Below are 23,701 nucleotides of genomic sequence, written 5' to 3' on the forward strand. Positions count from 1 at the left end.
CGGCTTTCGATGGCAGCCGGCCATAGGCGCGAATAGCTCGCCTCAAGAACTGAAGCGCGTCACGAATTCCGGATTGCCGCGGATCGTGTTGCTGACGGTGCAGATCTCGTTTTCGGCCGCCTCCGCGATCGCATGGCGGACCGCATCATCGAAATCGCCCTTGATGTCGAAGACGATGTTGAATGTTGCGACGCGCGAAGGCTCGTCATGCGCTTTTTCGCCGGTCACCTTGGCGCTCACTTCCGTCAACCGGTCGAGCACGCCGTAGCGGCTGGCGGCGATGCGGGCGCTGAGCACCAGGCAGCTCGCAAGCGACGCGTAGAGCAGATCGAGCGGACCGTAGCCGGGCTGCGACGGGCCGGTGACGATATCGAGCTCACCCCCGGTCACCGAGGTCACATGCGGAAAGCCGGTCCTGCCGACGACGGCCGTCGCACCGGTTTCACGCGTTCTCACCTTCACATCCGCCATCGCTACTGACCTTCCCTCTGCTTCCTATTCGACCGGCGCTTACCGGTGCCGAAAAACATGTCGCCCCGGGCCGTTTCCGGTCCAGGGCGTTGATATGTGCGCCTTTGAAGATCGGCGCAAGAGCGGCGTCGGCTCAGTTCTTCTTCACCAGGCGGTAGAAGACGAAGTCCGAGATGGCGCCGTTGACGTAGCCTTCGACCTTGTCCTTCATCGCGATCTGGGTCGCGGCCTGGAACATGATCACGATCGGCGACTTTTCCTGCACCTTGTGCTGCAGGTCGACATAGAGCGCATCACGCTTGGCCGGATCGGCTTCCTTGAGCGCTGCCTTGGTCGCTTCGTTGAGTTCCGCCGGCACGGCCCAGCCGTTACGCCAGGTGGTCGTCGACTGATACTTGTCGTCGGCGTTGTCCTCGTTATAGGCGAAGGCCTTGGCGTTCGAATGCGGGTCCATGAAGTCCGGGCCCCAGTAAAGCAGCATGGCTTCGTGGGTGCGTGCACGGTACTTGGTGATCACCTGGCTGCCGGTGCCCGGGATGATTTCGAAGTTGATGCCGGCTTCGGCGAAGGACGCCTGCAACGACTGCGCCATGTCAGTGAACGGCGTCGAGTTGATGACGTCGAGCGTCACCTTGATCGGGGTCTTGATGCCGGCGTCGGCGAGGATCTTCTTCGCCTTTTCAACGTCGTAGCTGTAGGGCGTCTCATCGAGCGAGCCGGGGAAGCCCTTCGGCCAGAAGGCCTGGTGCACTTCCATCTGGCCCTTGAGGAAGCTGTCGGTCATGCCCTTGTAGTCGACGAGGTAGCGCGCGGCTTCCCAGACGGCTTCCGGCTGCAGTGCCGCGTTCTTCTGGTTGAACGACAGGAAGTGAACGGCCGCCTGCGGATAGGATTCGACCTTCGTGCCGCCCTTGCCCTGAAGGCCCGATACCTGGTCCGGCGTCAGGTTCTTCGCCATGTCGACGTCGCCGGTCTCAAGCAGAAGCTGCTGGGTGGCGGCTTCGGCCACGTGGCGGATGATGACGCCCTTGATTGCCGGAGCGCCGCCGAAATAGCTCGGGTTGGCCTGGAGGTTCAGAAGTTCGCCGGCGCGGAACGCCTTCAGCACAAACGGACCGGTACCGGCCGAATTGGCCTTCAGCCAGGCATTGCCGAAGTCGCCATTGGCTTCGTTGGCCTTGACGGTTTCCGCGTCGACGACCGAGGCCGGGCGGGCGGCGAGCACGTTGAGAACGAAGGCCGAGGAGAAGTCGCCTTCGTACTTGATCGTGACCTTGTTGCCGTCGGCGGTCACCATCTTGTCGATATTGTCAGGCGTCCAGCCGAGCTGCGTGAGGATGAAGGCCGGGGCCTTGTTGAGAACGACGACGCGCTTGAAGGAATAGACGACGTCTTCGCCGCGCAGCGGATTGCCGGAGGAGAAGGTAACGCCATCGCGCAGCGTGAAGGTGATCGTCTTGGCGGCATCGTCGGCGGTCCATTCCGAAGCAAGGCCCGGCGCCAGCTTCTTCACGTCGGGCGCATCGTACTGCACCAGGCGGTCATAGGTCTGGGTGACGTATTCGCCTGAGGAAAACTCATAGGCCTCGGCCGGGTCGATGCTGACGATGTCGTCGATATTCTGGGCAACGACCAGCACTTCCGCCGGCGTTTCGGCGAGCGCCGCCGGCGCCACGCTCAGCATCAGGGACGCCGCGAAGACCGCGGCCTTGAACATTCTCATCATCATTCTCCTATTTTCGATGAGGCTTGGTTTTTGTCATTGCCGGCTTCAGCGCCGATTTCGGCGCGCCGGTCTCGTTGGATTGGGATGCGCGCGCGCGGAAGAGCGGCAAGGTGCCGGTCCAGATCAGCCGCACGGGCGTGTTGGTCCTGTTCCACCAGTAGTGAGGCTGGATGCCGCGGAAATGCAGGCCGTCGCCGACCGAAAGCGTCGTCTCGTCGCCATCGAGTCCGAACAGGATTTCCCCTTCGAGCATGTAGACGAGCTCCTCGCCCTCATGGCTGAAGACCTCGGAGCGATGCCCGGGCGGTATCGTGATAACGAAGCTCGAAAGCTGGTTTCCGGCAAAGTCCGCGCCGATCCGCTCATAGGAGACCGGCGAACCGCCGACGGAAAACACCATGCGCCCCTCGGCGCGCGAGAGGCCGGTATCGATCGCGGGCGCCAGGATGAAGTGGTTGAGTTCGGCGCCGAGCCCTTGCGCGATCTGGGCGAGCGTGCCGAGCGAGGGCATGGCGAGATCGCGTTCGATCTGGCTGAGATAGCCGACGGAAACGCCCGCCGCATCGCTCAGTTCCTGCAGCGTCATATGCATCTGTCGCCGACGCGCGCGCACCAGCGCGCCGATCTTCGGTTGTCCTGCCCCGGCACTTTTCCCGGACGTGGCTTCGTCATCCGACGGACCGCTCACGTTTCCCTCCCTGTTGCGATGACTGGGTCGGATCGACCCAGCCGTAAACGCGCTCGCCTCTTATGCGCTGGAGCGACGCGGGCGGAGACCAACACACACTTTTCCCCATAGTCGCCCCAGTAAAATTTTTTTGATTTAAGCAAACTTATTTATATACTCCAAGCGATTTTTTGCGCTATCGGCAAGTGAGACCGCAAGCGAAGAGGGATGGAATCGCCACGTGGCAAACGACAGCACGACACCAGCAGCGCCTGTACGCCGCGCCGCCCGGCCAAGCCGAGCACGGCAGCGCCTATTCTCGTTGATGGGCTTCCTGATCACGCTCGCGATAACCTTTCTCGGCCTGCTCGCGATCACCTTCTTCATCGGCCGGATCGTGCCGATCGACCCGGTTCTCGCCGTCGTTGGCGACCGCGCGCCGGTCGCCGTCTATGAACGTGTCCGCCAGGAAATGGGGCTCGATCAGCCGTTGACCGTCCAGTTCGTCAGCTATGTCGGCGACGTCCTGTCAGGCAATTTCGGCACCTCGGTTTCGACCGGCAAGCTGGTCATCGAGGATCTCGCCCGCGTCTTCCCGGCGACGCTCGAAATGGCGACACTCGGCATCATTCTCGGCGTTCTGATCGGCGTGCCGCTCGGGGTTTTTGCCGCCGCCCACCGCGGCTCGTGGCTCGACCAGGGCATTCGCGTCGTCGGCCTGCTCGGCTATTCCGTCCCCGCCTTCTGGCTCGGCCTTGTCGGTCTTGCCGTGTTCTATGCGCGGCTGAAATGGGTCGGCGGTCCGGGCCGCGTCGATATCTTCTATGACGGCATGGTTACGCCGGTGACCGGTCTGATCCTCGTCGACAGCATCATCGCCGGCGAATGGGAGATCTTCCGCAATGCCGTCTGGCACCTGATCCTTCCGGCGTCCTGCCTCGGCTTCTTCTCCCTCGCCTATATCGCCCGCATGACGCGCTCCTTCATGCTCGACCAGTTGAGCCAGGAATATGTCACCACCGCACGGGTCAAGGGCGTGCCGGAGCGCCTCGTCATCTGGCGTCACGCCTTCCGGCCGATCCGTGTGCCGCTGATCACCGTCATCGGCCTGTCCTATGCCGGCCTGCTCGAGGGCTCGGTCATGATCGAGACGATCTTCTCCTGGCCGGGCATCGGCAACTACCTGACCGTCGCCCTGCTCAATGCCGATATGTCGGCCGTGCTCGGCTCGACCCTCGTCATCGGCGCGGTCTTCATCGGCATCAACAAGATTTCGGACGTGCTCTACCGCGTGCTCGATCCGCGTGCACGCTAAGAGGAGGCGGACATGACCACACTTCGCGACTGGCTGATCGACGACAGCCCCGCCTCGCCGATGCAGGCACGCCTCGGCCGCTTCTACCGCATCTTCGGCGCGCTCATGCGCAATCCGCTGGCCGTCGTCGGCGCAATCATCATCGCGGCACTGGTGCTGACGGCCCTCTTCGCCCCCTGGTTGGCGACACATGACCCGCTGCGCCAGTCGCTCGGCGAGCGCCTGCTGCCGCCGAGCGCTGCCCACTGGATGGGAACCGACGAACTCGGCCGCGACATCTGGTCCCGCGTCGTCTACGGCGCGCGCATCACGCTCGCCATCGTTACGCTGGTTGCCGTGCTCGCAGCACCAGCCGGTCTCGTGATCGGCGTTGTCGCCGGTTACTTCGGCGGCTGGGTCGATCGTATCCTGATGGGTATTACCGATATTTTCCTGTCGCTGCCGAAGCTCATCCTGGCGCTCGCCTTCGTCGCCGCATTGGGTCCAGGGATCGAAAACGCGATCATCGCCATCGCCATCACCTCCTGGCCGGGCTATGCCCGCGTCGCCCGCGCCGAAACGCTCACCTTCAAGAACTCCGAGTTCATCTCGGCGGTCCGCCTGCTCGGCGCGTCAAGCCTGCGTGTCAATCTCGGCCACGTGCTGCCGCTCTGCACCTCGTCGATGATCATCCGCGTCACGCTCGACATGGCCGGCATCATCCTGACGGCCGCCGGCCTCGGCTTCATCGGCCTCGGCGCCCAGCCGCCGCTTCCCGAATGGGGCGCGATGATCTCGCGTGGCCGCTCGTTCATTCTTGATCAGTGGTGGGTTGCGACCATGCCCGGCTTTGCCATCATTCTCGTCAGCCTCGGCTTCTGCTTCCTGGGTGACGGACTGCGCGACGTGCTGGATCCGAAGAGCGGGGAGCAGCGCTGATGAAGAAACTTCTCGAAATCGAAAACCTGCGTGTCACCTTCCCGACGCCGCGTGGCGACCTCGAAGTCGTGCGCGGCATCTCCTTCACGCTTGGCCGCGAGCGCCTCGGCATCGTCGGCGAGAGTGGTTCCGGCAAGTCGATGACCGGCCGCTCGATCCTGCAGCTCATCCGGGCTCCCGGCCGGGTCACCGCCGACAAGCTCGTTTTCGACGGCATCGACCTGCTGAAACAGTCCGAGCGACAGATGCGCGCCATCCGCGGCGCCCGCATCTCGATGGTGATGCAGGACCCGAAGTTCTCGCTGAACCCGGTCATGACCATCGGCGAACAAATCGCCGAGGCGCTGCTGACGCACCAGAAGCTGCCGCGCCGCGAGGTCAACAGCCGCATGCTCGCCATGCTGGAATCGGTGCGTATCGCCGATCCGGAGCGTGTCGCCCGCCTCTACCCGCACGAAGTCTCCGGCGGCATGGGCCAGCGCGTGATGATCGCGATGATGCTGATCCCCGAGCCGGACCTTTTGATTGCCGACGAGCCGACTTCGGCGCTCGACGTCTCGGTCCAGGCCCAGGTGCTCGACATCATCGACGAACTGGTGAAGCGCAAGGGCATGGGGCTGATCTTCATCAGCCACGACCTGAACCTCGTCTCCAGCTATTGCGATCGCATCCTGGTCATGAACACCGGCGAGGTGGTCGAGGAATGCAGGGCCGGCGAGCTGATGGCGGCAAAGCATCCCTATACGCGCGGGCTGATCGCCTCGATCCCGCGCCTCGATGAAACACGGGACGAGCTGCCGGTGCTCGACCGCAGTGCATGGGCCAAGGCATGACCGCGCTCTCTCTCAAGAACCTCGACATCTCCTATGGTGACGTGCAGATCACCCACGACGTCAATCTCGACATCGCCGACGGCGAGAGCTTTGCGCTCGTCGGCGAAAGCGGCTCGGGAAAATCGACGGTGCTGAAGGCGATCGCTGGTCTCGCACCGGAATGGACGGGCGAGATCACCGTGCTTGGCTCGCCGCGCGGCCACGGCATCGACCGCGCCTTCTCGCGCCAGTGCCAGATGGTGTTCCAGGATCCCTACGGCTCGCTGCATCCGCGCAAGACGGTGGACGCGACACTCGGTGAAGCGCTGACGATCCATGGCATCGGCGACCGCAGCGCGCGGATCGAGGAAGTCATGACTTCGGTCGGTCTCGATCGCAAGTTCCGTTTCCGCTTTCCCCACCAGCTTTCGGGCGGCCAGCGCCAGCGCGTGGCGATCGCCCGCGCGCTGATGCTCAAACCGAAGGTGCTGTTGCTCGACGAGCCGACCTCGGCGCTGGACGTTTCGGTCCAGGCGGAAGTCCTCAACCTGCTGAAGCGACTCAGGCGCGAGCAGAACCTCACCTTCCTGATGGTCACCCACAACCTGGCAGTCGTCTCATTCCTCTGCGATCGCCTCGCCGTCATGCGCCAGGGCCGCATCGTCGAAGTGGCCGACGTCGCCGATCTCAAGCGCGGCGACCTCAAGGATCCCTATTCGCGTGAACTGATGCAGATCAGCGCCGCGCATGCCACCTAGAGCGGGACAAGGAAAGCGCGTGCGGCTCTCCGCCGGCGTCCCGCTCTAAAATATCGAGTAACCCCAAGGACATAGCATGAACAGTGAACAGATCGCTGCCGCGCTGGCGGAATTCGACGCGGCCATCGCCAAGACCACCGATGCCGATGCGGTATGGACCGCATTGCAGACGCTTTGCCGCCAGGTGATCGGTGCCAAGCTCTTCACCATCATGACGGTCGACATGATCAACGAAGTCGCCCGCCGCGCCTACACCTCGCACCCGCAAGAATACCCGACCTCCGGCACCAAGCCGATCCGCTACGACAGCTGGTTCGACATCGTGCACAAGGCGCACCAGACCTTTGTCGCCAACACCATCGTCGACATTTCCAAGGTCTTCGGCGACCACGAAACCATCTGGTCGCTCGGCTGCGGTTCGGTCGCCAACATCCCGGTTGTCGTCGGCGGCGAACTGCTCGGCACGGTCAACTGTCTCGACGTCGAGCACCACTATACGCCAGAGCGTGTGGTGCTTTCCAAGCATCTGGAAATGCCGGCGAAACTCGCCTTCCTCGCCGCTGCGCGCGCCGAAAAGCAATAATACGGCAGGCCGGAGGCGTCATCGCCTTCGGCCCCGCCCGCCGGTCAGCGGCCGATAGCCACGCCGGTTTCCTTCAGGAAAAAGTGCATCTTCTCAGACTCAATCGGCACCTCGATCTCGTCATCCGGGCCGATGCGCGAGGCGGCGTAAACCTGCGCCGTGAAGGCCGCCGGCCCTATTCTGCCGAGCGCGAGCGTATGGGGGCCGAGCGGTTCGATGTCACGCACCGTCAACCTGACCGTCGGCGCACTTGGATCCGCCGCCATTGTATGTTCCGGCCGAATACCGAGCACGACGGTTTGACCGACAAAGGCGCCAAGCTTCTCAGCGCGGCTTTCCGCAATTTTGATCGCCACCCCGCCATCGGCCCTGAACTGCAGCCCGCCGTCACCACGCTCGAGCTGCCCCTCGACGAAGTTCATGCTGGGCGCGCCGATGAAGGCGGCGACGAAGAGGTTGGCCGGCGCTTCGTAGAGCGTGATCGGATCGGCCGCCTGCTCGATGCGGCCCTGATTCATGACGACGACGCGATCGGCCATGGTCATCGCCTCCACCTGGTCGTGGGTGACGTAGACGGCAGTCGTCTGAAGGCGGCGATGCAACAGCTTGATTTCTGTACGCATTTCGATGCGAAGCTTGGCGTCGAGGTTCGAGAGAGGCTCGTCGAAAAGGAAGACATCCGGCTGGCGCACGATTGCACGACCGATCGCCACGCGCTGGCGCTGGCCGCCGGAAAGCGCGCTCGGCTTGCGATTGAGGTAGGCGCCGAGATTTAAGATGCGGGCGGCATCCGCCACCGCCTTGTCGATCTCCGCTTTCGGCGTGCCGCGCACTTTCATGCCGTAGCCGATGTTTTCGGCGACCGTCATATGCGGGTAGAGCGCGTAGTTCTGAAACACCATCGAGCAATTGCGCGAGCCTGGCCGCAGGTCGGTTACGTCGCGCTCGCCGATCCGGATCGATCCCGATGACGCGGTTTCGAGACCGGCGATCATCCGCAGCGTCGTCGTCTTGCCGCAGCCGGAAGGCCCGACGAGCACGACGAATTCGCGGTCGGCAATGTCAAGGTCGAGCGGCGGAATGACGGTGACGTTCCCGAAGGACTTGGTGATCTGCTGCAATCGGACCTGTGACATGCTGTAGCCTCTGCTGCTGGCGACGCCCGGTGTAGCCGGGATGCGGGAGCCCGCCCCGACGCGATCGGGACGGGCGTGGTCTCATTATTCCTGGGGAAGGCCCATCGAGGCGCGATAGGCGGCAAGCTGCTTGTCGCGGCCGAATTCGTCGGTCAGCTTGTTCCACTGCTCGGCGACGCTATCGAGCGCCTGCTGTGGCGTCACTTCGCCGGCAAGCGCCTTGGAGAGTTCGATTTCCAGCACTTCCGTATAGGAGAAGTAGCCAGGCAGACGCATGTCGAGTGCAATATTCTTGGCGGTGACCGCCTCCTTCTGGGCGCCGAGATACTCCTTCGCCTCACGCTCGGAGAAGATCTTGGACCAAAGGTCGAGATTGGTCGTGTGCGAGATACGATAGGGGTTGACCCCGGTGCCGCCGGTGATCGCCGCCTGGCCGGAAACTGCCGGGCTCGTCAGGTACTGGATATAGTTCCAGGCTGCTTCCTGCTTGGTCGAGGAAGCGGGCACTGCCGCCTGCCAGCCGCCGAAGGCCATGAAGGAGGTCTGGACGACATGGTCGAACTTGTCCCACTTCTTGGTCTTGTAGTTCCAGATCTCGTCCGAACCGGGCAGCGGCGCCGAGCCGACATTGCCGGCCACCTTCGACTGCTTCGGGTCGGCTCCGATGACGCCGGTGTCACCCCAGCCGATCGATTCCGCCACCTGGCCGCCGGCAAAGGCGGCGTTCACTTCACCGAAGGAGAAGTTCAGCGCGTTCGGCGGCGCGAGCTTGGAGGCGCGGATATATTCTTCGAGACCGCGCACCCAGCCTGGATTGTTGACCTGCGCGTCCATCGTTTCCGGATTGAAGAACATGGCGCCTGGATTGTCTGGATGGCTGGTGTAGCCGGCGACATGGCTGAACAGGAACCAGAACTGCTGGCCACCACGGCGGAAGGCTTCCGCCGTGCCCCAGAGGTTGTTGGCCGGCTGGTTGAAGTATTCAGCGATGTCCAGATACTGCTTCCAGGTCTTCGGCGGAGCCAGGTCGTAGCCGTACTTGGCCTTGAAAGCCTTCTGGTTGTCGGCGTTTTCGAAGAGATCGATGCGGTAGCTGTAGGTGTGGGCGTCACCATCCATCGTCTGCGACAGGACCTTGCCGTTCCAGACCATAAGCTGTTCGCGGTAGACAGGCGCGATGTCTTCCCAATCGGCGCCCTTGCGCATGTCGGCCGGCATTTCCGACAGGAAGTCGGTGAAGTCAGGCGCCCAGGCAGGGGCGAAGGCGATGACATCGAAAGCGTCTTCGCCCGAGGTCAGCGACGTCACGATCTTCGGATAAAGTTCAGACCACGGAAACTCGACAACCTTGACCTTGCCGCAGGTCTTCTCCTCCCAGCCCTTGGCCGCGAGTTGCAGCGCCGAGGCGATATAGGGGCCGGTCTGTGTCGTCGCCGTCAGTTCGACGCCGGTATAATCCGGGTCGCAGGCAAGCGCCGTTCCCGCGCTCCCCATCGCGAGAGCTGCGAGAGAGCCAGATGCCAGTAGCAATTTCCTCATTCTATCCTCCTATGAATGAATGCATGCCAAAGCGGGTTGGTTACTTGATCGCTCCGAGAAGCAGGCCGGAGCGCATGAGCCGGCTCAAAAGCCCGGCCATAACCATCATCGGAATGATGGCAACGAGAGCGGCAGCCGAGATCGCCCACCATTCGTCGCCGCGCTGGCTGTTCTGGCCGGCGACGAGGATCGGTAGGGTCTGCCATTTGGAATTGGTCAGGAACAGCGCGAACAGGAACTCGTTCCAGACGAAGGCGAGCGTGATCATGAAGGTGGCGATCAGTCCCGGTTTCGACATGGGCAGCACGATGCCGAAGAAGATCCGCCAGGACGGCACGTTGTCGACCATCGCCGCCTCCTCCACTTCGACCGGCAACGCCTCGAAGAAGTCACGCATCAGCCAGATGACGATCGGCAGCGAAAAGGCGATATAGGCGAAGGTGAGCCCGATGTAGCTGTCGACCAGCTTGAAGCCGAGTTTGCCCATCTCCGTGTACATCAGGTAGAGCGCGAAGGCGGCGACGATCGGCGGAAACATGCGCTGGCTGACGAACCAGAAGACGATGTCGTTGTTGCCGAGTTCCGGCCCCGGAAGGGGGAAACGGCTCGAGATCACTGCAAGCACGAGCGCGGCGACAAAAGCGTAGATCAGCGAGATTCCCTGGCCGAATCCAAACACATGGCGGCCAAGCAGGAAGCCGCCGAAGGCGATCGCCACGAAGATCAACGCCGACAGAAGGCGGAAACGGAAGGTAAAACGCACGAGCGCATAGGCCGCCATGGCGCCGATGCCGGTGGCCGCAACCGCTGCCGACAGCCCGATGATCGTCGAGGCAAGGAACGTGTTGAAGAACTCGCCGCGCTGGCCCGACAAGAGCTCGCTCCAGGCCGTCAAGCTTGGCTCGAAGTCCACGAAGGGCAGATAGGTTGGACCGCCGACGACGGCGATCGGCGTCTTGAACGAGGTGATCAGCACCCAGTAGAGCGGAAAGAAGGTGAAAGCGAGCCAGATGAGGCAGCCGCCAAGTGCCAGCCAGCGCCGCTTTCCCTTGAGAGTACGCACGCTCATTTGTGCTTCTCCAGATAGGGCTTGAGGACCGCGAGATAGACGAGGCCGATCACCGTGATGACGATCAGGAACAGGAAGGAAAGCGCCGAAGTGTAACCGAGGTTGAACTTCTTGAAGCCCTCCTGATAGGCAAAGAGGGTCAGCGTCTCGGTCGAGATCCCCGGCCCGCCGCCAGTCATGACGAAGACCGTGTCGATGATCTTGTAGCTCTCGATCAGCCGGATGAAGACAACGGCGACCGAGATCGGCAGGAGCATCGGAAAGGTGATGTCGCGGAACTGCTGCCAGGGCGTGGCATTTTCCAGCGCGGCTGCCTCGTAGACATCGTCCGGCAGGGTCTGAAGGCCGGCAAGCAGCATGAGGATGACGAAGGGCGTCCATTGCCAGACCTCGACCGCTATGATCGAGCCGAGCGCCCAGCTCGTCTGGGTGAGGAAAGGCAGATTGGCAAAGCCGAGCGCCGTCATCAGTTCGTTGAGCGGCCCCATTGTCGGGTTGAGCACCTGGCGAGCGATCAGAGCGACCGCGACCGGCGCGACCAGCATCGGCAATAGGAAGCTGACGCGAAAGATGCCCTCACCCGGTACCCGCGAGTTCAGCGCCAACGCCACCGAGAGACCGATCACATATTGCAGCCCGACGGAGATGAAGGCGATCAGCGTCGTCGTGCCCGCCACGTGCCAGAAGCGTGGGTTCTGAAGCAGGTCGAGATAGTTGCCGAAGCCGACGAAGCGGGACGGCGTCGGCGGCACGAGCCGCATGCTCATGAAGCTCGTCGTCAGCGAGTAGACGAGCGGGAAGATCGAGATCAGCAGGACGATGATGAGGGCGGGCCAGATGAAGAAGTGCTTGATCGGGTCGTTGCGCGTCATGCGGACACCCCTCGTGCCAGCAGCGCCTCGATCTCGGCGAGCGTCGGCATGGCCGGTGCGGTGCCGCGGCGGGTGACCGCGATGCCAGCGGTCGCGCAACCAAAGCGAACGGCTTCGATCGGAGCGAGTCCGCGCGCCAACGCCGCTGAGAAGCCGCCGACGAAGGCGTCGCCTGCCCCGGTCGTATCGATCACCGGTCCGCTTGCAATCGCGGGCACCAGCACCGACTGCTCGTGGTTGTGATAGAGCACTCCCCGTTCCCCGAGGGTGATGAGCGCGGTCTTCGCGCCCTTCTTCAGGATCGCATCGCCGGCGCGACGGATGTCATCCTGCGAAGAAAGTGCGAAACCGACGATGGCCGCGGCCTCCGTCTCGTTCGGCACGAGGTAGTCGCTAAGCGGATAGATCGCATCCGGGAAGGCTTCGGCGGGCGCCGGATTGAAAACCGTAGTGACGCCGGCCGCATGGGCGATCTCGAGCGCGCGCTGCGCGGCGGCGACCGGCTGCTCCAATTGGGTCACGAAGATGCGTGAAGTTTCAATCGTCTCACGCGCCGCTTCGACGTCGTCGACGCCGATCGAGCCCGCCGCCCCGGGATAGACGATGATCGCATTCTCGCCGTTCTGGTCGTTGACGTAGATAAAGGCCGCGCCCGTCGGCAGGTCGTCCATCTGTACGATCTTCGACGTCACGCCCGCTTCCGCATAAGTGCGCAATGCCATCTCCCCGAAGGTATCGCGACCAAGCTTGGAGATGAAGGAGACCGGACTGCCGGCACGTGCTGCTGCAACCGCCTGGTTGGAGCCCTTGCCGCCGGGACCGACCGAGAACCCACTGCCGGTAATCGTTTCACCGATGACCGGCATGCGCGGCGCCAGATAGGCCGTGTCGGCCACGAAGATTCCAAGGATCGAAACACCAACCTTCATTCATGCCTCCCCCTGCGACCGCACCGCAGCAAACGGTGTGCCCAGGCAATCTCTCGCGATTTCATCTGTAGTCAGGCGCTGCGCGGTGACCGCGCAGGCGGTCGATCAGGCGGTCTTGGGCGGGATGACGCCCTTGGTGAACAGGAAGCAGCCGTAGAAGCGGGTCTCGCCCGTGGTGATGACGCAATAGGCTTTTTTGGCTTCCTCGTAGAAAGCGAAGCGCTCGATGCCGTACATCGGCGCCGATTTGCCCTCGGCACGGTCGATCACCGCCTGCACTTCCTGCTGCACCGGCAGGACCTCATCGGGCGCGCCCATGACCTCCATGCGACCGGCGGAAGGCTGCAGCGGCGTGTCGAGCGGCAGCACCGAAAGCACGGCCTCGACCGCGCGCGCGGCCGATACGTTGTCGATGCGCAGCAGCGTACCGAGCGTCGTCTTTCGCGCAATCGCATCGGACGGAAAGTTGGTGTCGGAAATGACCAGCGTGTCGCCGTGTCCCATGGACCGCAGCGCGTGCAGCACGTCGGCGTTCAGCGCCGGATCGATATTCTTCAGCATTACAGTCCTCCTCCTGCGCGCGACGAGTGCCATCGCGCTCTCTGCGCTGCCCTTCGCGGGCGAACGCGTCTCCCTCACTGTTCATTTCCTCCATCGCGCTGACCGGCTCCCCCCACCCGCGCAATAGCTGCCCCTACTCGCCGTAGGGGATCCAGATGTTTTTGACGTCCGTTGCGCGGCGCAGATAGGCCGGACCTTCTGCCGCCTCGCGATCGAGCCAGTTCGTCGCCTTGCCGTAGTCGACGAAAGTGCGCTTGAGGTTGCCGGCTGAGAGCTTCTCGACCAGCGTCGAAAGCTCGGGCGTGCCGAAGGCCCAGAGCGCATCCACATCGTTGTGGCTTGCAAGAGTCTTTGCCAGCTCGATCGCCGAACCGGTAACGATGTTGACGACGCCGGCCGGAACGTCTGAAGTTTCCAGAACCGTATAGAAATCGGTGGCAGCCAGCGGATGCGGCTCGCTCGGCACCACGACGACGCGGTTGCCGGTGGCAATCAGCGGCGCGACGAGGCTGATCATGCCGAGAAGCGGCGCTTCGGGCGGGCAGACCACGCCGACGACGCCAAGCGCCTCAGGCATGGCGAGCGCGACACCGCGAAGCGGCGGCTGGTGAATGGCCCCCTCGTACTTGTCCGCCCAGGCACCATAGGTGAAGAGGCGCGCGATCGAGGCCTCGACCTCGGCCTTGGCGTTCGCCGCAGACGCGCCGGTCATGGCCGCGATGCGATCGGCGAACTCGTCGGCGCGACCGCTCAGGTTTTCGGCGATGTAATAGAGGATCTGTGCGCGGTTATGCGTGGTTGCCGAAGACCAGGCGGAGGCGGCTTGCGCCGCGACGACGGCGTTGCGGATATCCTTGCGATTGCCCTCGCCGACCTCGCCGAGCACCTTGCCCTTGGGCGAAAGTACGTTGCGGTTATAATTTCCATCCGGCCGCGCCTGCTTGCCGCCGATGAAGAGCTTGGCGGTGCGATCGACCGACGGCATGGCGAAATCACCAACGACGGGTTTCAGCGCCGGTTCGGCGACGGCCGCCCTGAGCTTGCGGCCAAGCCAAGCCTTCGGCTTCAGATATTCGTAACAACCTTCGCGACCACCTTCTCGGCCGAAGCCGGACTCGCGCTTGCCACCGAAACCGGCGGAGGCATCGAAGAGATTGGTGGCATTGACCCAGACGACGCCGGCGGCGAGCTTGGCCGCGACATTAAGTGCGAGGCCGATGGTCTCGCTCCAGACGCTGGCGGCAAGGCCGTAACGCGTGTGGTTGGCAAGCTGGATCGCCTCTTCCGGGGTGCGGAAGGTCATCGATACCGCGACGGGTCCGAAGATCTCCTCGGTCGCAACGATCGAGGTCGGCTGCACGCCGGTCAGCAGCGTCGGCGGATAGAAGCTGCCGCCCTTCGGCAGTTCGATCGTCGGCTGGTGCAAAGCAGCACCCTCGGCAACACCCTTGGCAACAAGGTTTTCGATCCGCTGCAACTGCACGGGAGCAACGATTGCCGCCATGTCGATCGCCTTGTCGAGCGGATGGCCGACGCGCAGCGTCTGCATGCGGCGCTTCAGACGCTCGTAGAAGAGTGGCGCCACGCCTTCCTGCACGAGGATGCGCGAGCCGGCGCAGCAGACCTGACCCTGGTTGAACCAGATGGCGTCCACCACGCCTTCGACGGCGCCGTCGATGTCGGCATCGTCAAAGACGATAAAGGGCGACTTGCCGCCGAGCTCGAGCGTCAGAGACTTGCCGGTGCCGGCGGTCCGCTCGCGAATGAGACGACCGACCTCGGTCGAGCCGGTAAAGGCGATCTTGTCGATATCCGCATGCTCGACGATCAGCGCGCCGGTTTCGCCTTCGCCGGTCACGACATTGAGCACACCGGCCGGCAGTCCAGCGGCGGAAGCGAGTTCTGCGAAGAGCAGCGCCGTCAGCGGCGTGAACTCCGCGGGCTTGAGGATGACGGTGTTGCCGAGTGCCAGCGCCGGCGCAACCTTCCAAGCGAGCATCAGGAACGGAAAGTTCCAGGGAATGACCTGACCGACGACGCCGACCGGTACCTGATCGGCAAACTCGGTTTCCTGAAGCTGCGCCCAGCCGGCATGGTGATAGAAGTGGCGAGCGGCGAGCGGAACATCGATGTCGCGCGTTTCGCGGATCGGCTTGCCATTGTCGATCGCCTCGACCACGGCGATCAGGCGGGCGTGGCGCTGGATCATACGGGCGAGCGCATAGAGATGGCGCGCGCGGGCATGGCCCGGCAGCTTCGCCCACGGGCCCTGAGCCTTGCGGGCGGCCGCAACGGCGTCGTCCACGTCCTTGGCGCCGCCGAGCGCGATCTTTGCCAACAGCTTGCCGGTCGCCGGCTCATTCGTCTCGAAAGTCTTGCCCGAGGCGGAAGCAACAAAGGCGCCGTTGATGAAGTGGCCGAACTCGCCCTTGTGACGCGCCAGCCACTGGCGGGCTTCCGTGTCGGCTTCGGGCGCGGGACCATAGGACATTTCGTCAAAATACCTTGCGACAGTCATCGGGATCATCCAATCGGGTGTCGGTTGAGGGCCGAATAGGCGCCGGTCACGTGATGTTCGAGCTGGCGCTCGATGTCGGCGAGCAGGCTCGATGCGCCGATGCGGAAAAGATCCGGCTCGAGCCATTCGCGACCGAGTTCGTCCTTCATCAGGAACTGGTAGTTCAGGATGTCCTTGGCCGCGGAAATACCGCCGGCCGGCTTGTAGCCAACCTTGAGGCCGGTCCGCTCCTGATAGGCGCGGATCATGCGCAGCATGACGAGCGTCACCAGAAGGGTGGCGTTGACGCCCTCCTTGCCGGTCGAGGTCTTGATGAAATCGGCGCCCGCCATCATGCAAACGAGCGAGGCACGCGCGACGTTGCGCAGCGTCTTCAGGTCGCCGGTCGCCAGGATTGCCTTTACATGGGCATCGCCGCAGGCGGTGCGGAAGTCGCGCATCTCGTCGTAGAGTGCCTGCCAGTTGCCGGTCAGCACGTGCTCGCGGGTGATGACGATGTCGATTTCCTTGGCGCCGTCGGCAACCGATGCCTCGATCTCCCGCAGTTTCACATCATGGGGGATGAGGCCGGCCGGGAAGCCGGTGGAGACGGCAGCGACCGGGATGCCGGATCCGTCCAGCGCCTCGACAGCCGTCGAAACGAAGCGGTGATAGACGCAAACCGCACCGGTCGTGATGCCGCGACCGCCCATGCCCATCGCGTCGAGCAGATCCTGGCGCACCGGCTGGCGCGCCTTGGCGCAGAGCCGCTTAACGCGCTCCGTCGTGTCGTCACCGTTAAGGGTGGTGAGATCGATGCAGGTGACGGCCTTCAGCAACCAGGCAGCCTGCGCATCCTTCTTAACGGTGCGGCGACCAGGCAGCGTCGCGACGCGGCGCTCAGCAGCAGACAGGTTGACGCGCTGATCCAGCACCCAGCCGAAATCGAGATCGATGCCGTTGTTGCGCGGCCAGTTATGGCCCGCCGCCGGCGACTGCGCGACTTTCGACGCGCCGGTTTTCACAGCTAGGTCTTCCAAGCGATGGCTCCTTGAACTCCCTGTCGCAGCCAGCCGCACGCGGGCACGGCCGCCGAGATCTCGATTTTGTTATTTTTCTATCGAATTTTTGTGACTATTTCATCAAAAACTGAGAGTGTCAAGCGAACCTCTCATGCTTTGACGAATTTGTAATATTTTTGCGCTGCCGCTACAGGCCCGACAACTGCGTCTCGCCCTCTTCCGTAATGATAGAGCGAAAAACACCGATTGACGCGAAAAAAGCCGGCTTCAATTTGCCGATCTTGCTGAGATCGACAACGAGATGGCTTTCGCGCGCAAGCGAAATGACCTTCTGCTTCACCGAGACTTCGTGAAAATGGACGCAGGTGGCGCCCCGGCCCGGATCGACACCGGCCGCCGACAGAAACGCGACGTTGATGCCGAGCGAATCGAGCGTCTCGAGTCCGGAATTGCCGGAAAAAGACGCCGAGGACGGATGATAGACACCGCCCAGCATGACAATCCGCACATTTGGCTTGTGCGTCAGCTTTTCAGCCACGTTCAGCGAATAACATACTGCCGTAATTGAATAATTTTCCGGAATGAGATCAACGAGATATTCGAGCGTCGTGCCGCAATCGATGAAGATCGTCTCATCCGGACGAATGTGGCGGGCCGCATGGACGCAGGCCTCGCGCTTGGCGGCGGCATGGCTGTCGGCTTCGCGCGCCAGTTCGTAGGGTGCGTCGCCCTCGATCTCCGCCGCCGGAACGATATGCCCACCGAGAAAGGCGAACTGGCCCGGGTTGTCGGCGACATCGCGGCGAACCGTCATTTCCGAAACGCCGAGCAATGCAGCGGCGTCGCGCAGATGCAGCACCCTTCGCCCGGAAAGCGCGTCGGCGAGTTGAATGATGCGAGCGGTTTTACGACTGACCATGCCCTTGTCCGTGTTCGAGCCAGTTCGTGGCCTCGGCGACCACGAACAATATTTGTGAAAATTATCACAAATTCTGCCTGACGAGCAAGAGGACTCACACGGCGTGTAAGACGCTGCAACCGTTCGGGTCGTCCGTAAAGAGGTTGCGGCGGGCCGATTGGCCCGCCGTCCGGTGGTCAAGGCTCAAGCATAGGTGTCGCTTCAGGCGTCGATCGGAGCGGTTCTCTCCGAGAGCCAGCGCAATGTCTCGGCATCGAGCAGGCCATCCATCTCGCGCGCAACGCGGCTGTGGTAGGCGTCGATCCATCGCCGTTCCGCTTGGGTCAGGAGACCGATGTCGGCGAGCCGCAGATCGATCGGTACGAGTGTCAGGCTGCGGAAGCTCCGGAAGCCGTCGCCATCATCCACGACCTCGACCTGGTTCTCGATGCGGATGCCATAGGCGCCGGCCTTGTAATAGCCAGGCTCGATGGTCGTGACCATGCCGGGTTTCAGCTCGATCTCATTGACGCGACGGTCGAAGCGCTGGGGCTGCTCGTGGACCGAAAGAAAATGCCCGACGCCGTGGCCGGTGCCGTGATCATAATCGAGCCCCAGATCCCAGAGCGGACGCCGGGCAAAGGCGTCAAGCTGGTGACCGAAGGTACCCCTCGGGAACTTCAGCGACACCATCGAAATCAGCCCTTTGAGAACGGCGGTATAAGCGCGCCGGATCTCGTCGTCGACCGCACCGATCGCCGTCGTCCGCGTGGCATCGGTGGTGCCCGTCAGATACTGTCCACCGGAATCGAGCAGGTAGACGCCGCCCTTGCGGATCAAGCCGTTGCCCTTCCCGGTGGCCGCATAGTGGCACATCGCGGCGTGGCCGCCGGCTGCCGAGATCGAGCGGAAACTCGGCTCGACGAAGCTCTCGGCCATCGAGCGATAGGCGAGGATCCGTTCTTCCGCCTCGAGCTCGGTGACCGGCTTACCGCTCGCATCTCGTTCGGCGGCGTGGCGATCGAGCCAGGCGAAGAAGCGTATCCATGCGGCACCGTCGAGACGGTGGCAGTCACGAAATCCCGCAAGCTCCGTGGCGTTCTTGTGCATCTTGGCAAGCGTGATCGGGCTTTTTGCAAGTTTTACGGTCCCACCAGCAGCACGCGTGGCATGGGCGGCCGCCGACGGGGCGAAACCCGGATCGATCAGCGCCGTTCGCCCGGCCGCCAGTGTCCGAACGCGCTCAAGCAATTGGGCCGGCTCGGCCAGCGCGACCCCGTCGAGTTCGAAATCGGAAAGATCGTTCGGGAGCTTCCGATGGTCGACCAGCCATTCCGTTTGCCCGGTGCGGTCGAAGACCAGGAAAGATTGCGGCATCGGGTTGAACGCGACGTCGCGTCCACGAACATTCAGGAACCAGGCGATATTGTCCGGCTGCGCCTCGATCAGAAGGTCTGCCCCCTGTTCCGCCAGCATTTGGGCGATGCGGCGTTTCTTTCCGGCAACGCTTTCGCCGGAATGGGCCACAGGGAAAGCCATGATCTTGCCGAGCGGCTTTTCCGGCTGGTCGGTCCAGATCGCATCGACGAGGTCTTCGTCGACAGGAGTCCAAAGGCCACCTGCCTCTTCCACCGAACGGCCGCAATCGGCGTCCCAGGTCGAGGGCAGCAGCATGGCGTTGAAGCCCACGCGCTCGCCCTTGCGCAGGTTGTTCTTCAGCCAGTCCTTCAGCGGCGCATCGTAGAAATGCTCGATCGCGAAAGTGCCGAGATCCACTTCGTCGCGCACTTGCACCTGGTAGCGACCATCGACGAAGATCGCGGCACGGTCGCGCATGATGATCGCCACCCCGGCCGAGCCGGTGAAACCGGTGACGAAAGCCAGGCGGTTGTCATGTGGCGCGCAGTATTCGCCCTGATGCTCGTCGAAGCGCGGCACGACGTAGCCGTCGAGCCCGGTTTCGGCAAGCTTGCGCCGCAAGGCGCCGATGCGGCCGGAGATATCCGGCCTTGCTGTCGTATCCATAATGTCTTTCCTATCGAGTGGAGCTTCAGGCGTCGCCGATCGTCTCGGCGAAGTGGCAGGCGGTCATGCCGGCACCGACTGGACGCAACGCCGGCTTTTCGCGGCGGCAGCGTTCGGTCGCGTGCGGGCAGCGCACGTGGAAGGGGCAGCCGGGCGGAATGGCGAGCGGGCTCGGCAACTCGCCGACGAGTGCCGGCGCACGCCGTCTGGCGCTGGGATCGAGCGACGGTGCTGCGGCAAGAAGCCCCTTCGAATAGGGATGCATCGGCTTTGAAAACAGCGCTTCGGAGGGTCCGATCTCGACGATCGCGCCGAGATAGATGACGGCGACACGGTGCGAAACGTGACGTACGAGCCTAAGGTCATGCGCCACGAACAGCACCGTCAGGCCCAGCTCGTCCTGAAGCTCGATCAAGAGATTGACGACCTGCGCCTGGATCGAGACGTCAAGCGCCGAGACCAGCTCATCCGCGACAAGACACGTCGGCTCCAGCGAGAGCGCACGCGCAATGCCGATGCGCTGGCGCTGCCCGCCCGAGAATTCGTGCGGATACTTGTCGGCCGCCCCTTCCGGCAGCCGGACAAGGTCCAGCAATTCATCGACCCGCCGGTCGATCGCAGCACCGTCGCGCATGCGATGCACGGTGATCGCCTCCCGCAGCGTATCGCGCACGGTCATGCGCGGATTGAGCGAGGTATAGGGGTCCTGGAACATCATCTGGACCCGCCTGTTGTAGGCGCGTCGCCGTGCACCCTTGAGACCGACGACACTTTTCCCCTCGAATAGGATGTCGCCGGCGGTCGGCCGGTGAAGCCCGGCAATCAGGCGCGCCAGTGTGGACTTGCCGCAGCCGGATTCGCCGACGATCCCGAGTGTCTCGCCGGGCATCACATCGAGGTCGACGTCATTGACCGCCGAAACGACCTGTTGCGGGCGCCGGGCCAGCGTATCGGAGAGCGAACGTCGTTTCTCGAAGCGCATTGAAAGCGCGCATAGCGACAGCAACGGGATCGGGCCTGCTTGCATGGGCATGGGCATGGTCATTGCGCCGCCTCCCGCGGACCGAAATGCGCAAGCGCATCCTGAAGATGATGACAGGCAACCTGCCTGAGTGCGCCGGCGCCCTGGAGCCGTGGCCGAACATCGGCACAGTCGCCACCGGCAACGGGACACCGCGCGCTGAAGGCACAGCCGGGCGGAAGCGCGTTCAGCGCCGGCGGTGCGCCAGGGATGGAGTAAAGCGGCGTTCGCGGCGCGACATCGCGCGGGATCGAGCGCAGCAACCCCAGCGAATAGGGATGGCGCGCATCGGCGATCACCTCCGTCGTCGTCCCGATCTCGCAGAGCCGTCCGCCATACATGACCGCGACGCGGTCGCAGGTTTCGGCAACGACGCCCATGTCGTGGGTGACGAGGATCACCGCCATGCCGAGATCGCGGCTCAGCGACTGGATCAGTCGCAAGATCTGGTCCTGAATCGTCACGTCGAGCGCGGTGGTCGGCTCATCCGCGAGCAGCAGCTTTGGGTTGGAGGCAAGCGCGATGGCAATCATCACCCGCTGCCGCATGCCGCCGGAGAACTCGTGCGGGAAATCGTCGAGGCGGCTGCGCGCAGCGGGGATGCCGACGAGATCGAGCAGTTCGATCGCGCGCGCCTTCCTTGCCCTGGCGTCGAGATCCGTGTGCGCGACGAGGTTCTCCGAAATCTGCAGGCCGACGGTCAGCAGAGGATTGAGTGACGACATCGGCTCCTGGAAGATCATCGCGATCTCACGGCCGCGGATGCGTCTGAGCCGCGCCTCATCCAGCGGAACGAGGTCCTGTCCGTTCCAGAGGATCTCGCCGGCGACGCGGCCGCGCGGCCGGATGATGCCGAGGATCGAGCGCAGCGTGATGCTCTTGCCCGAGCCGGACTCGCCAACAAGGCCAAGGATCTCGCCTTCCGCCACCTGGAACGAAACGTCGTCGACAGCGACCAACGGCCGTTCTTGCGTGCCGAACTCGGTGCGAAGGTGCCTGACGTCAAGAACAACAGTTTTCTTCTGTACTCTCATGTCAACGCCCCTTCGGTCGAAGCAGGTCGGCAAGCGCGTCGCCGACGAGGCTGAAGCCGAGCCCGGTCAGAACGATGGCGATGCCTGGCATCAGGCTCATCCACCAGGCCGTCAGCAGGAAGTTGCGGCCCTCGGCGATCAATACACCCCATTCGGCAGCCGGCGGCTGGGCTCCAAGGCCGAGATAGCCGAGTGACGAGCCGAGCAGGATCGCGAGCGCCATGTCGGTCATCCAGTAGACCAGAATCGGCGAGATCGCGTTCGGCAAGAGATGGCGGAAGATGATGCGGCGATCGGAATAGCCGAGTACGCGGCCGGCGGCGGCATAGTCGTTGGCCTTCTGCGCCATGATTTCGGCGCGTGTCAGCCGGGCGTAGTAGACCCAGTTCACAGCGGTGATCGCCACATACATATTGATGAGGCCGGGGCCAAGCACCGCGACGATCGCGATCACCAAGACCAGGAACGGAAAGGTGATGATCGCATCGACGCAACGGCCAAAGATCGCATCGGCTATGCCGCCATAGTAGCCGACGAAGGCGCCGACGGCGAGGCCGATCAGCAGCGCGAAGATCGTCGCGAAGAAGGCCATCTGCATATCGACCCGATAGGCCCAGATGACGCGCGAGAGTACGTCGCGCCCGAAATTGTCGCTGCCGAAGGGGTGCGCAAGGCTCGGCCCCTGCTGGATCGCCTGGAGGTCGAAGGCCAGCGGATCGTAGGGCGCAAAGACTTGCGGGAACAGCGCAAGCGCAAGCGACAGGCCGAGGATGGCGATGCCGACGACGAAGGACGGGCGGGTAAAGGCGCGGACGAGAAAGGTCTGCAGACGTCCCCGCGTCCGCGCATGGGATTGCGTCAAGACGGTCATGATTGGCGAAGCCTCGGATCGAGCCAGGATTGCACGACGTCCGTCAGCAGGAAGACGACGGAGACGAGCACGGCGAAGGTGAGCGTCAGGCCCTGGATCAGCGGATAGTCGCGGGCGAAGATCGCCTCCAGCATCAGCCGGCCGACGCCGGGAATAGCAAAGACCGTCTCGGTCACCAGCGTGCCACTCATCAGGTTGCCGATCGACAGGCCGAGCAGCGTTACGGTGGAGACCATCGCATTGCGCAACACATGCCGGGTCATGATGATGCGCGGTGAAAGCCCCTTGGCCCGGGCGAACTGCACATAATCGGCATCGAGCACCTCGATCAGCGAGGCCCGGAGATTGCGCAGGATGATCGCGGACGTGTAGAGCGCGACGCTCAAGGCCGGCAGGATGAGATGATAGAGGTTCGCGAGAAAGGTCTTGCCGTAGCCACCGACCGGGAACCAGCGCAGTTGCGCCGCCAATACGGTCAGCAACAGGAGCCCGATATAGAAGACGGGCATGGAAAGGCCGACCTGAAAGACACCGCGGATCGCGACATCGACCGAACTGTTGACACGCGACGCCGCGAGGAAGGCGAGTGGCCCGGCGAGAAAGACGGCAAGCACGATCGAATAGAGCGCTAGGAAGATCGTCGTCGGCAGCCGATCGAGAATGATCTCCGTCACCGGCGCTTTCAGCATGATCGAGCGACCGAGGTCACCAGTCAGCGTGTTTTTGACGAAGACGAGGAACTGAACCGGCAGCGGCTGGTCCAGGCCGAGATTGTGCCGGATCTGTTCGAGTTGGGCATCGGTCGCCTTGGCCTCTGCCATGGCGATCGCCGGGTCACCGGGCAAGAGGCGTACGAGTAGGAAGATGAAGATCATCACCAAAAGAAAGGTGGGGATGATCTGCAGCAGCCGTGCCACGAGATAGGAAAGTGAGGGCATGAATCCAACCTTCAACGGAAAACCGGGCGGCCTGCCGCC

22 protein-coding genes are annotated in these 23,701 nt (G+C 63.2%); 5 read left to right on the top strand and 17 right to left on the bottom strand.

The window, feature by feature from the left end; all coding sequences use genetic code 11:
- Window positions 1-42: 42 nt before the first annotated feature.
- The 3 genes from BHMPCIPO_RS20285 to BHMPCIPO_RS20295 all read right to left on the bottom strand — a co-directional run bounded on the left by BHMPCIPO_RS20285 (window position 43) and on the right by BHMPCIPO_RS20295 (window position 2,885).
- Entirely contained in the window at window positions 43-471 is a 429-nt protein-coding gene (locus tag BHMPCIPO_RS20285) for an OsmC family protein (protein WP_173518639.1), read from the bottom strand.
- Window positions 472-604: 133 nt separating this feature from the next.
- The gene (locus tag BHMPCIPO_RS20290) at window positions 605-2,194 is read right to left on the bottom strand and encodes an ABC transporter substrate-binding protein (protein WP_173518640.1); all 1,590 of its coding nucleotides are present in this window, start codon (window positions 2,192-2,194) and stop codon (window positions 605-607) included.
- A gap of 10 nt (window positions 2,195-2,204) precedes the next feature.
- Window positions 2,205-2,885 (bottom strand): helix-turn-helix domain-containing protein, encoded by a 681-nt coding sequence (locus BHMPCIPO_RS20295; protein ID WP_247959599.1) that lies wholly within the window; start codon window positions 2,883-2,885, stop codon window positions 2,205-2,207.
- A 304-nt stretch (window positions 2,886-3,189) separates the two neighbouring features.
- Between BHMPCIPO_RS20295 and BHMPCIPO_RS20300 the strand changes: the two genes are divergently transcribed.
- The 5 genes from BHMPCIPO_RS20300 to BHMPCIPO_RS20320 all read left to right on the top strand — a co-directional run bounded on the left by BHMPCIPO_RS20300 (window position 3,190) and on the right by BHMPCIPO_RS20320 (window position 7,250).
- Window positions 3,190-4,179 carry an ABC transporter permease gene (locus BHMPCIPO_RS20300; RefSeq protein ID WP_173520112.1) on the top strand — a complete coding sequence of 330 codons (990 nt, stop codon included), beginning with the start codon at window positions 3,190-3,192 and terminating at the stop codon, window positions 4,177-4,179.
- Window positions 4,180-4,191: 12 nt separating this feature from the next.
- Window positions 4,192-5,097 carry an ABC transporter permease gene (locus BHMPCIPO_RS20305; protein WP_173518641.1) on the top strand — a complete coding sequence of 302 codons (906 nt, stop codon included), beginning with the start codon at window positions 4,192-4,194 and terminating at the stop codon, window positions 5,095-5,097.
- A complete protein-coding gene (locus BHMPCIPO_RS20310) occupies window positions 5,097-5,930 on the top strand; it encodes an ABC transporter ATP-binding protein (RefSeq protein WP_173518642.1) in 834 nt (277 codons plus the stop codon). Before BHMPCIPO_RS20305 ends, BHMPCIPO_RS20310 begins: the two co-directional genes overlap by 1 nt.
- Complete coding sequence (locus BHMPCIPO_RS20315) at window positions 5,927-6,667, top strand: ABC transporter ATP-binding protein (protein WP_173518643.1); 741 nt, start codon at window positions 5,927-5,929, stop codon at window positions 6,665-6,667. Before BHMPCIPO_RS20310 ends, BHMPCIPO_RS20315 begins: the two co-directional genes overlap by 4 nt.
- Before the next feature lie 76 nt (window positions 6,668-6,743).
- Window positions 6,744-7,250: a GAF domain-containing protein gene (locus BHMPCIPO_RS20320; protein ID WP_173518644.1), complete on the top strand. Its 507-nt coding sequence runs from the start codon at window positions 6,744-6,746 to the stop codon at window positions 7,248-7,250.
- Window positions 7,251-7,294: 44 nt separating this feature from the next.
- Here the strand turns inward: BHMPCIPO_RS20320 and BHMPCIPO_RS20325 are convergent, their stop codons facing one another.
- From BHMPCIPO_RS20325 to BHMPCIPO_RS20390, 14 genes are all read right to left on the bottom strand, one after another.
- Window positions 7,295-8,386: an ABC transporter ATP-binding protein gene (locus BHMPCIPO_RS20325; protein WP_173518645.1), complete on the bottom strand. Its 1,092-nt coding sequence runs from the start codon at window positions 8,384-8,386 to the stop codon at window positions 7,295-7,297.
- A gap of 84 nt (window positions 8,387-8,470) precedes the next feature.
- Window positions 8,471-9,925, bottom strand: a complete 1,455-nt coding sequence (locus BHMPCIPO_RS20330; RefSeq protein ID WP_173518646.1) for an ABC transporter substrate-binding protein — start codon at window positions 9,923-9,925, stop codon at window positions 8,471-8,473.
- Between the two features lie 40 nt (window positions 9,926-9,965).
- Window positions 9,966-10,994 (bottom strand): carbohydrate ABC transporter permease, encoded by a 1,029-nt coding sequence (locus tag BHMPCIPO_RS20335; RefSeq protein WP_173518647.1) that lies wholly within the window; start codon window positions 10,992-10,994, stop codon window positions 9,966-9,968.
- A complete protein-coding gene (locus tag BHMPCIPO_RS20340) occupies window positions 10,991-11,866 on the bottom strand; it encodes a carbohydrate ABC transporter permease (protein WP_173518648.1) in 876 nt (291 codons plus the stop codon). The genes BHMPCIPO_RS20335 and BHMPCIPO_RS20340 overlap by 4 nt, the downstream gene beginning before the upstream one ends.
- A complete protein-coding gene (gene rbsK / locus BHMPCIPO_RS20345) occupies window positions 11,863-12,795 on the bottom strand; it encodes a ribokinase (protein WP_173518649.1) in 933 nt (310 codons plus the stop codon). The genes BHMPCIPO_RS20340 and rbsK overlap by 4 nt, the downstream gene beginning before the upstream one ends.
- A gap of 105 nt (window positions 12,796-12,900) precedes the next feature.
- Window positions 12,901-13,356 carry an RbsD/FucU family protein gene (locus BHMPCIPO_RS20350; protein ID WP_173518650.1) on the bottom strand — a complete coding sequence of 152 codons (456 nt, stop codon included), beginning with the start codon at window positions 13,354-13,356 and terminating at the stop codon, window positions 12,901-12,903.
- Between the two features lie 133 nt (window positions 13,357-13,489).
- Window positions 13,490-15,874, bottom strand: a complete 2,385-nt coding sequence (locus tag BHMPCIPO_RS20355) for an aldehyde dehydrogenase family protein (protein ID WP_173518651.1) — start codon at window positions 15,872-15,874, stop codon at window positions 13,490-13,492.
- 5 nt (window positions 15,875-15,879) lie between these two features.
- Window positions 15,880-16,893: a deoxyribose-phosphate aldolase gene (deoC, locus tag BHMPCIPO_RS20360; RefSeq protein ID WP_173518652.1), complete on the bottom strand. Its 1,014-nt coding sequence runs from the start codon at window positions 16,891-16,893 to the stop codon at window positions 15,880-15,882.
- A gap of 169 nt (window positions 16,894-17,062) precedes the next feature.
- Window positions 17,063-17,794: a DeoR family transcriptional regulator gene (locus tag BHMPCIPO_RS20365; RefSeq protein ID WP_173518653.1), complete on the bottom strand. Its 732-nt coding sequence runs from the start codon at window positions 17,792-17,794 to the stop codon at window positions 17,063-17,065.
- 201 nt (window positions 17,795-17,995) lie between these two features.
- Window positions 17,996-19,798, bottom strand: a complete 1,803-nt coding sequence (locus BHMPCIPO_RS20370) for an aminopeptidase P family protein (protein WP_173518654.1) — start codon at window positions 19,796-19,798, stop codon at window positions 17,996-17,998.
- 25 nt (window positions 19,799-19,823) lie between these two features.
- Entirely contained in the window at window positions 19,824-20,843 is a 1,020-nt protein-coding gene (locus tag BHMPCIPO_RS20375) for an ABC transporter ATP-binding protein (RefSeq protein ID WP_246304491.1), read from the bottom strand.
- Window positions 20,840-21,853, bottom strand: coding sequence for an ABC transporter ATP-binding protein (locus BHMPCIPO_RS20380; protein ID WP_173518655.1), 1,014 nt, complete (start codon window positions 21,851-21,853; stop codon window positions 20,840-20,842). Before BHMPCIPO_RS20380 ends, BHMPCIPO_RS20375 begins: the two co-directional genes overlap by 4 nt.
- A 1-nt stretch (window position 21,854) precedes the next feature.
- Window positions 21,855-22,724: an ABC transporter permease gene (locus tag BHMPCIPO_RS20385; RefSeq protein WP_173518656.1), complete on the bottom strand. Its 870-nt coding sequence runs from the start codon at window positions 22,722-22,724 to the stop codon at window positions 21,855-21,857.
- Entirely contained in the window at window positions 22,721-23,662 is a 942-nt protein-coding gene (locus BHMPCIPO_RS20390; RefSeq protein ID WP_173518657.1) for an ABC transporter permease, read from the bottom strand. The genes BHMPCIPO_RS20385 and BHMPCIPO_RS20390 overlap by 4 nt, the downstream gene beginning before the upstream one ends.
- Window positions 23,663-23,701: the final 39 nt, after the last annotated feature.

The sequence above is a fragment of the Ensifer sesbaniae genome (assembly GCF_013283665.1).
GTDB lineage: Bacteria > Pseudomonadota > Alphaproteobacteria > Rhizobiales > Rhizobiaceae > Ensifer > Ensifer sesbaniae.

Excerpts from the sequence above, each read along its gene's own strand:
- BHMPCIPO_RS20315 (WP_173518643.1), top strand. The coding sequence starts at position 5,927 with ATGACCGCGCTCTCTCTCAAGAACCTCGACATCTCCTATGGTGACGTG.
- BHMPCIPO_RS20285 (WP_173518639.1), bottom strand. The coding sequence starts at position 471 with ATGGCGGATGTGAAGGTGAGAACGCGTGAAACCGGTGCGACGGCCGTC.
- BHMPCIPO_RS20380 (WP_173518655.1), bottom strand. The coding sequence starts at position 21,853 with ATGAGAGTACAGAAGAAAACTGTTGTTCTTGACGTCAGGCACCTTCGC.
- BHMPCIPO_RS20290 (WP_173518640.1), bottom strand. The coding sequence starts at position 2,194 with ATGAGAATGTTCAAGGCCGCGGTCTTCGCGGCGTCCCTGATGCTGAGC.
- BHMPCIPO_RS20365 (WP_173518653.1), bottom strand. The coding sequence starts at position 17,794 with ATGGTCAGTCGTAAAACCGCTCGCATCATTCAACTCGCCGACGCGCTT.
- BHMPCIPO_RS20370 (WP_173518654.1), bottom strand. The coding sequence starts at position 19,798 with ATGGATACGACAGCAAGGCCGGATATCTCCGGCCGCATCGGCGCCTTG.
- BHMPCIPO_RS20335 (WP_173518647.1), bottom strand. The coding sequence starts at position 10,994 with ATGAGCGTGCGTACTCTCAAGGGAAAGCGGCGCTGGCTGGCACTTGGC.
- BHMPCIPO_RS20310 (WP_173518642.1), top strand. The coding sequence starts at position 5,097 with ATGAAGAAACTTCTCGAAATCGAAAACCTGCGTGTCACCTTCCCGACG.
- BHMPCIPO_RS20390 (WP_173518657.1), bottom strand. The coding sequence starts at position 23,662 with ATGCCCTCACTTTCCTATCTCGTGGCACGGCTGCTGCAGATCATCCCC.
- BHMPCIPO_RS20355 (WP_173518651.1), bottom strand. The coding sequence starts at position 15,874 with ATGACTGTCGCAAGGTATTTTGACGAAATGTCCTATGGTCCCGCGCCC.
- BHMPCIPO_RS20375 (WP_246304491.1), bottom strand. The coding sequence starts at position 20,843 with ATGACCATGCCCATGCCCATGCAAGCAGGCCCGATCCCGTTGCTGTCG.
- rbsK (WP_173518649.1), bottom strand. The coding sequence starts at position 12,795 with ATGAAGGTTGGTGTTTCGATCCTTGGAATCTTCGTGGCCGACACGGCC.
- BHMPCIPO_RS20385 (WP_173518656.1), bottom strand. The coding sequence starts at position 22,724 with ATGACCGTCTTGACGCAATCCCATGCGCGGACGCGGGGACGTCTGCAG.
- BHMPCIPO_RS20300 (WP_173520112.1), top strand. The coding sequence starts at position 3,190 with ATGGGCTTCCTGATCACGCTCGCGATAACCTTTCTCGGCCTGCTCGCG.
- BHMPCIPO_RS20320 (WP_173518644.1), top strand. The coding sequence starts at position 6,744 with ATGAACAGTGAACAGATCGCTGCCGCGCTGGCGGAATTCGACGCGGCC.
- BHMPCIPO_RS20350 (WP_173518650.1), bottom strand. The coding sequence starts at position 13,356 with ATGCTGAAGAATATCGATCCGGCGCTGAACGCCGACGTGCTGCACGCG.
- BHMPCIPO_RS20340 (WP_173518648.1), bottom strand. The coding sequence starts at position 11,866 with ATGACGCGCAACGACCCGATCAAGCACTTCTTCATCTGGCCCGCCCTC.
- BHMPCIPO_RS20330 (WP_173518646.1), bottom strand. The coding sequence starts at position 9,925 with ATGAGGAAATTGCTACTGGCATCTGGCTCTCTCGCAGCTCTCGCGATG.
- BHMPCIPO_RS20325 (WP_173518645.1), bottom strand. The coding sequence starts at position 8,386 with ATGTCACAGGTCCGATTGCAGCAGATCACCAAGTCCTTCGGGAACGTC.
- BHMPCIPO_RS20305 (WP_173518641.1), top strand. The coding sequence starts at position 4,192 with ATGACCACACTTCGCGACTGGCTGATCGACGACAGCCCCGCCTCGCCG.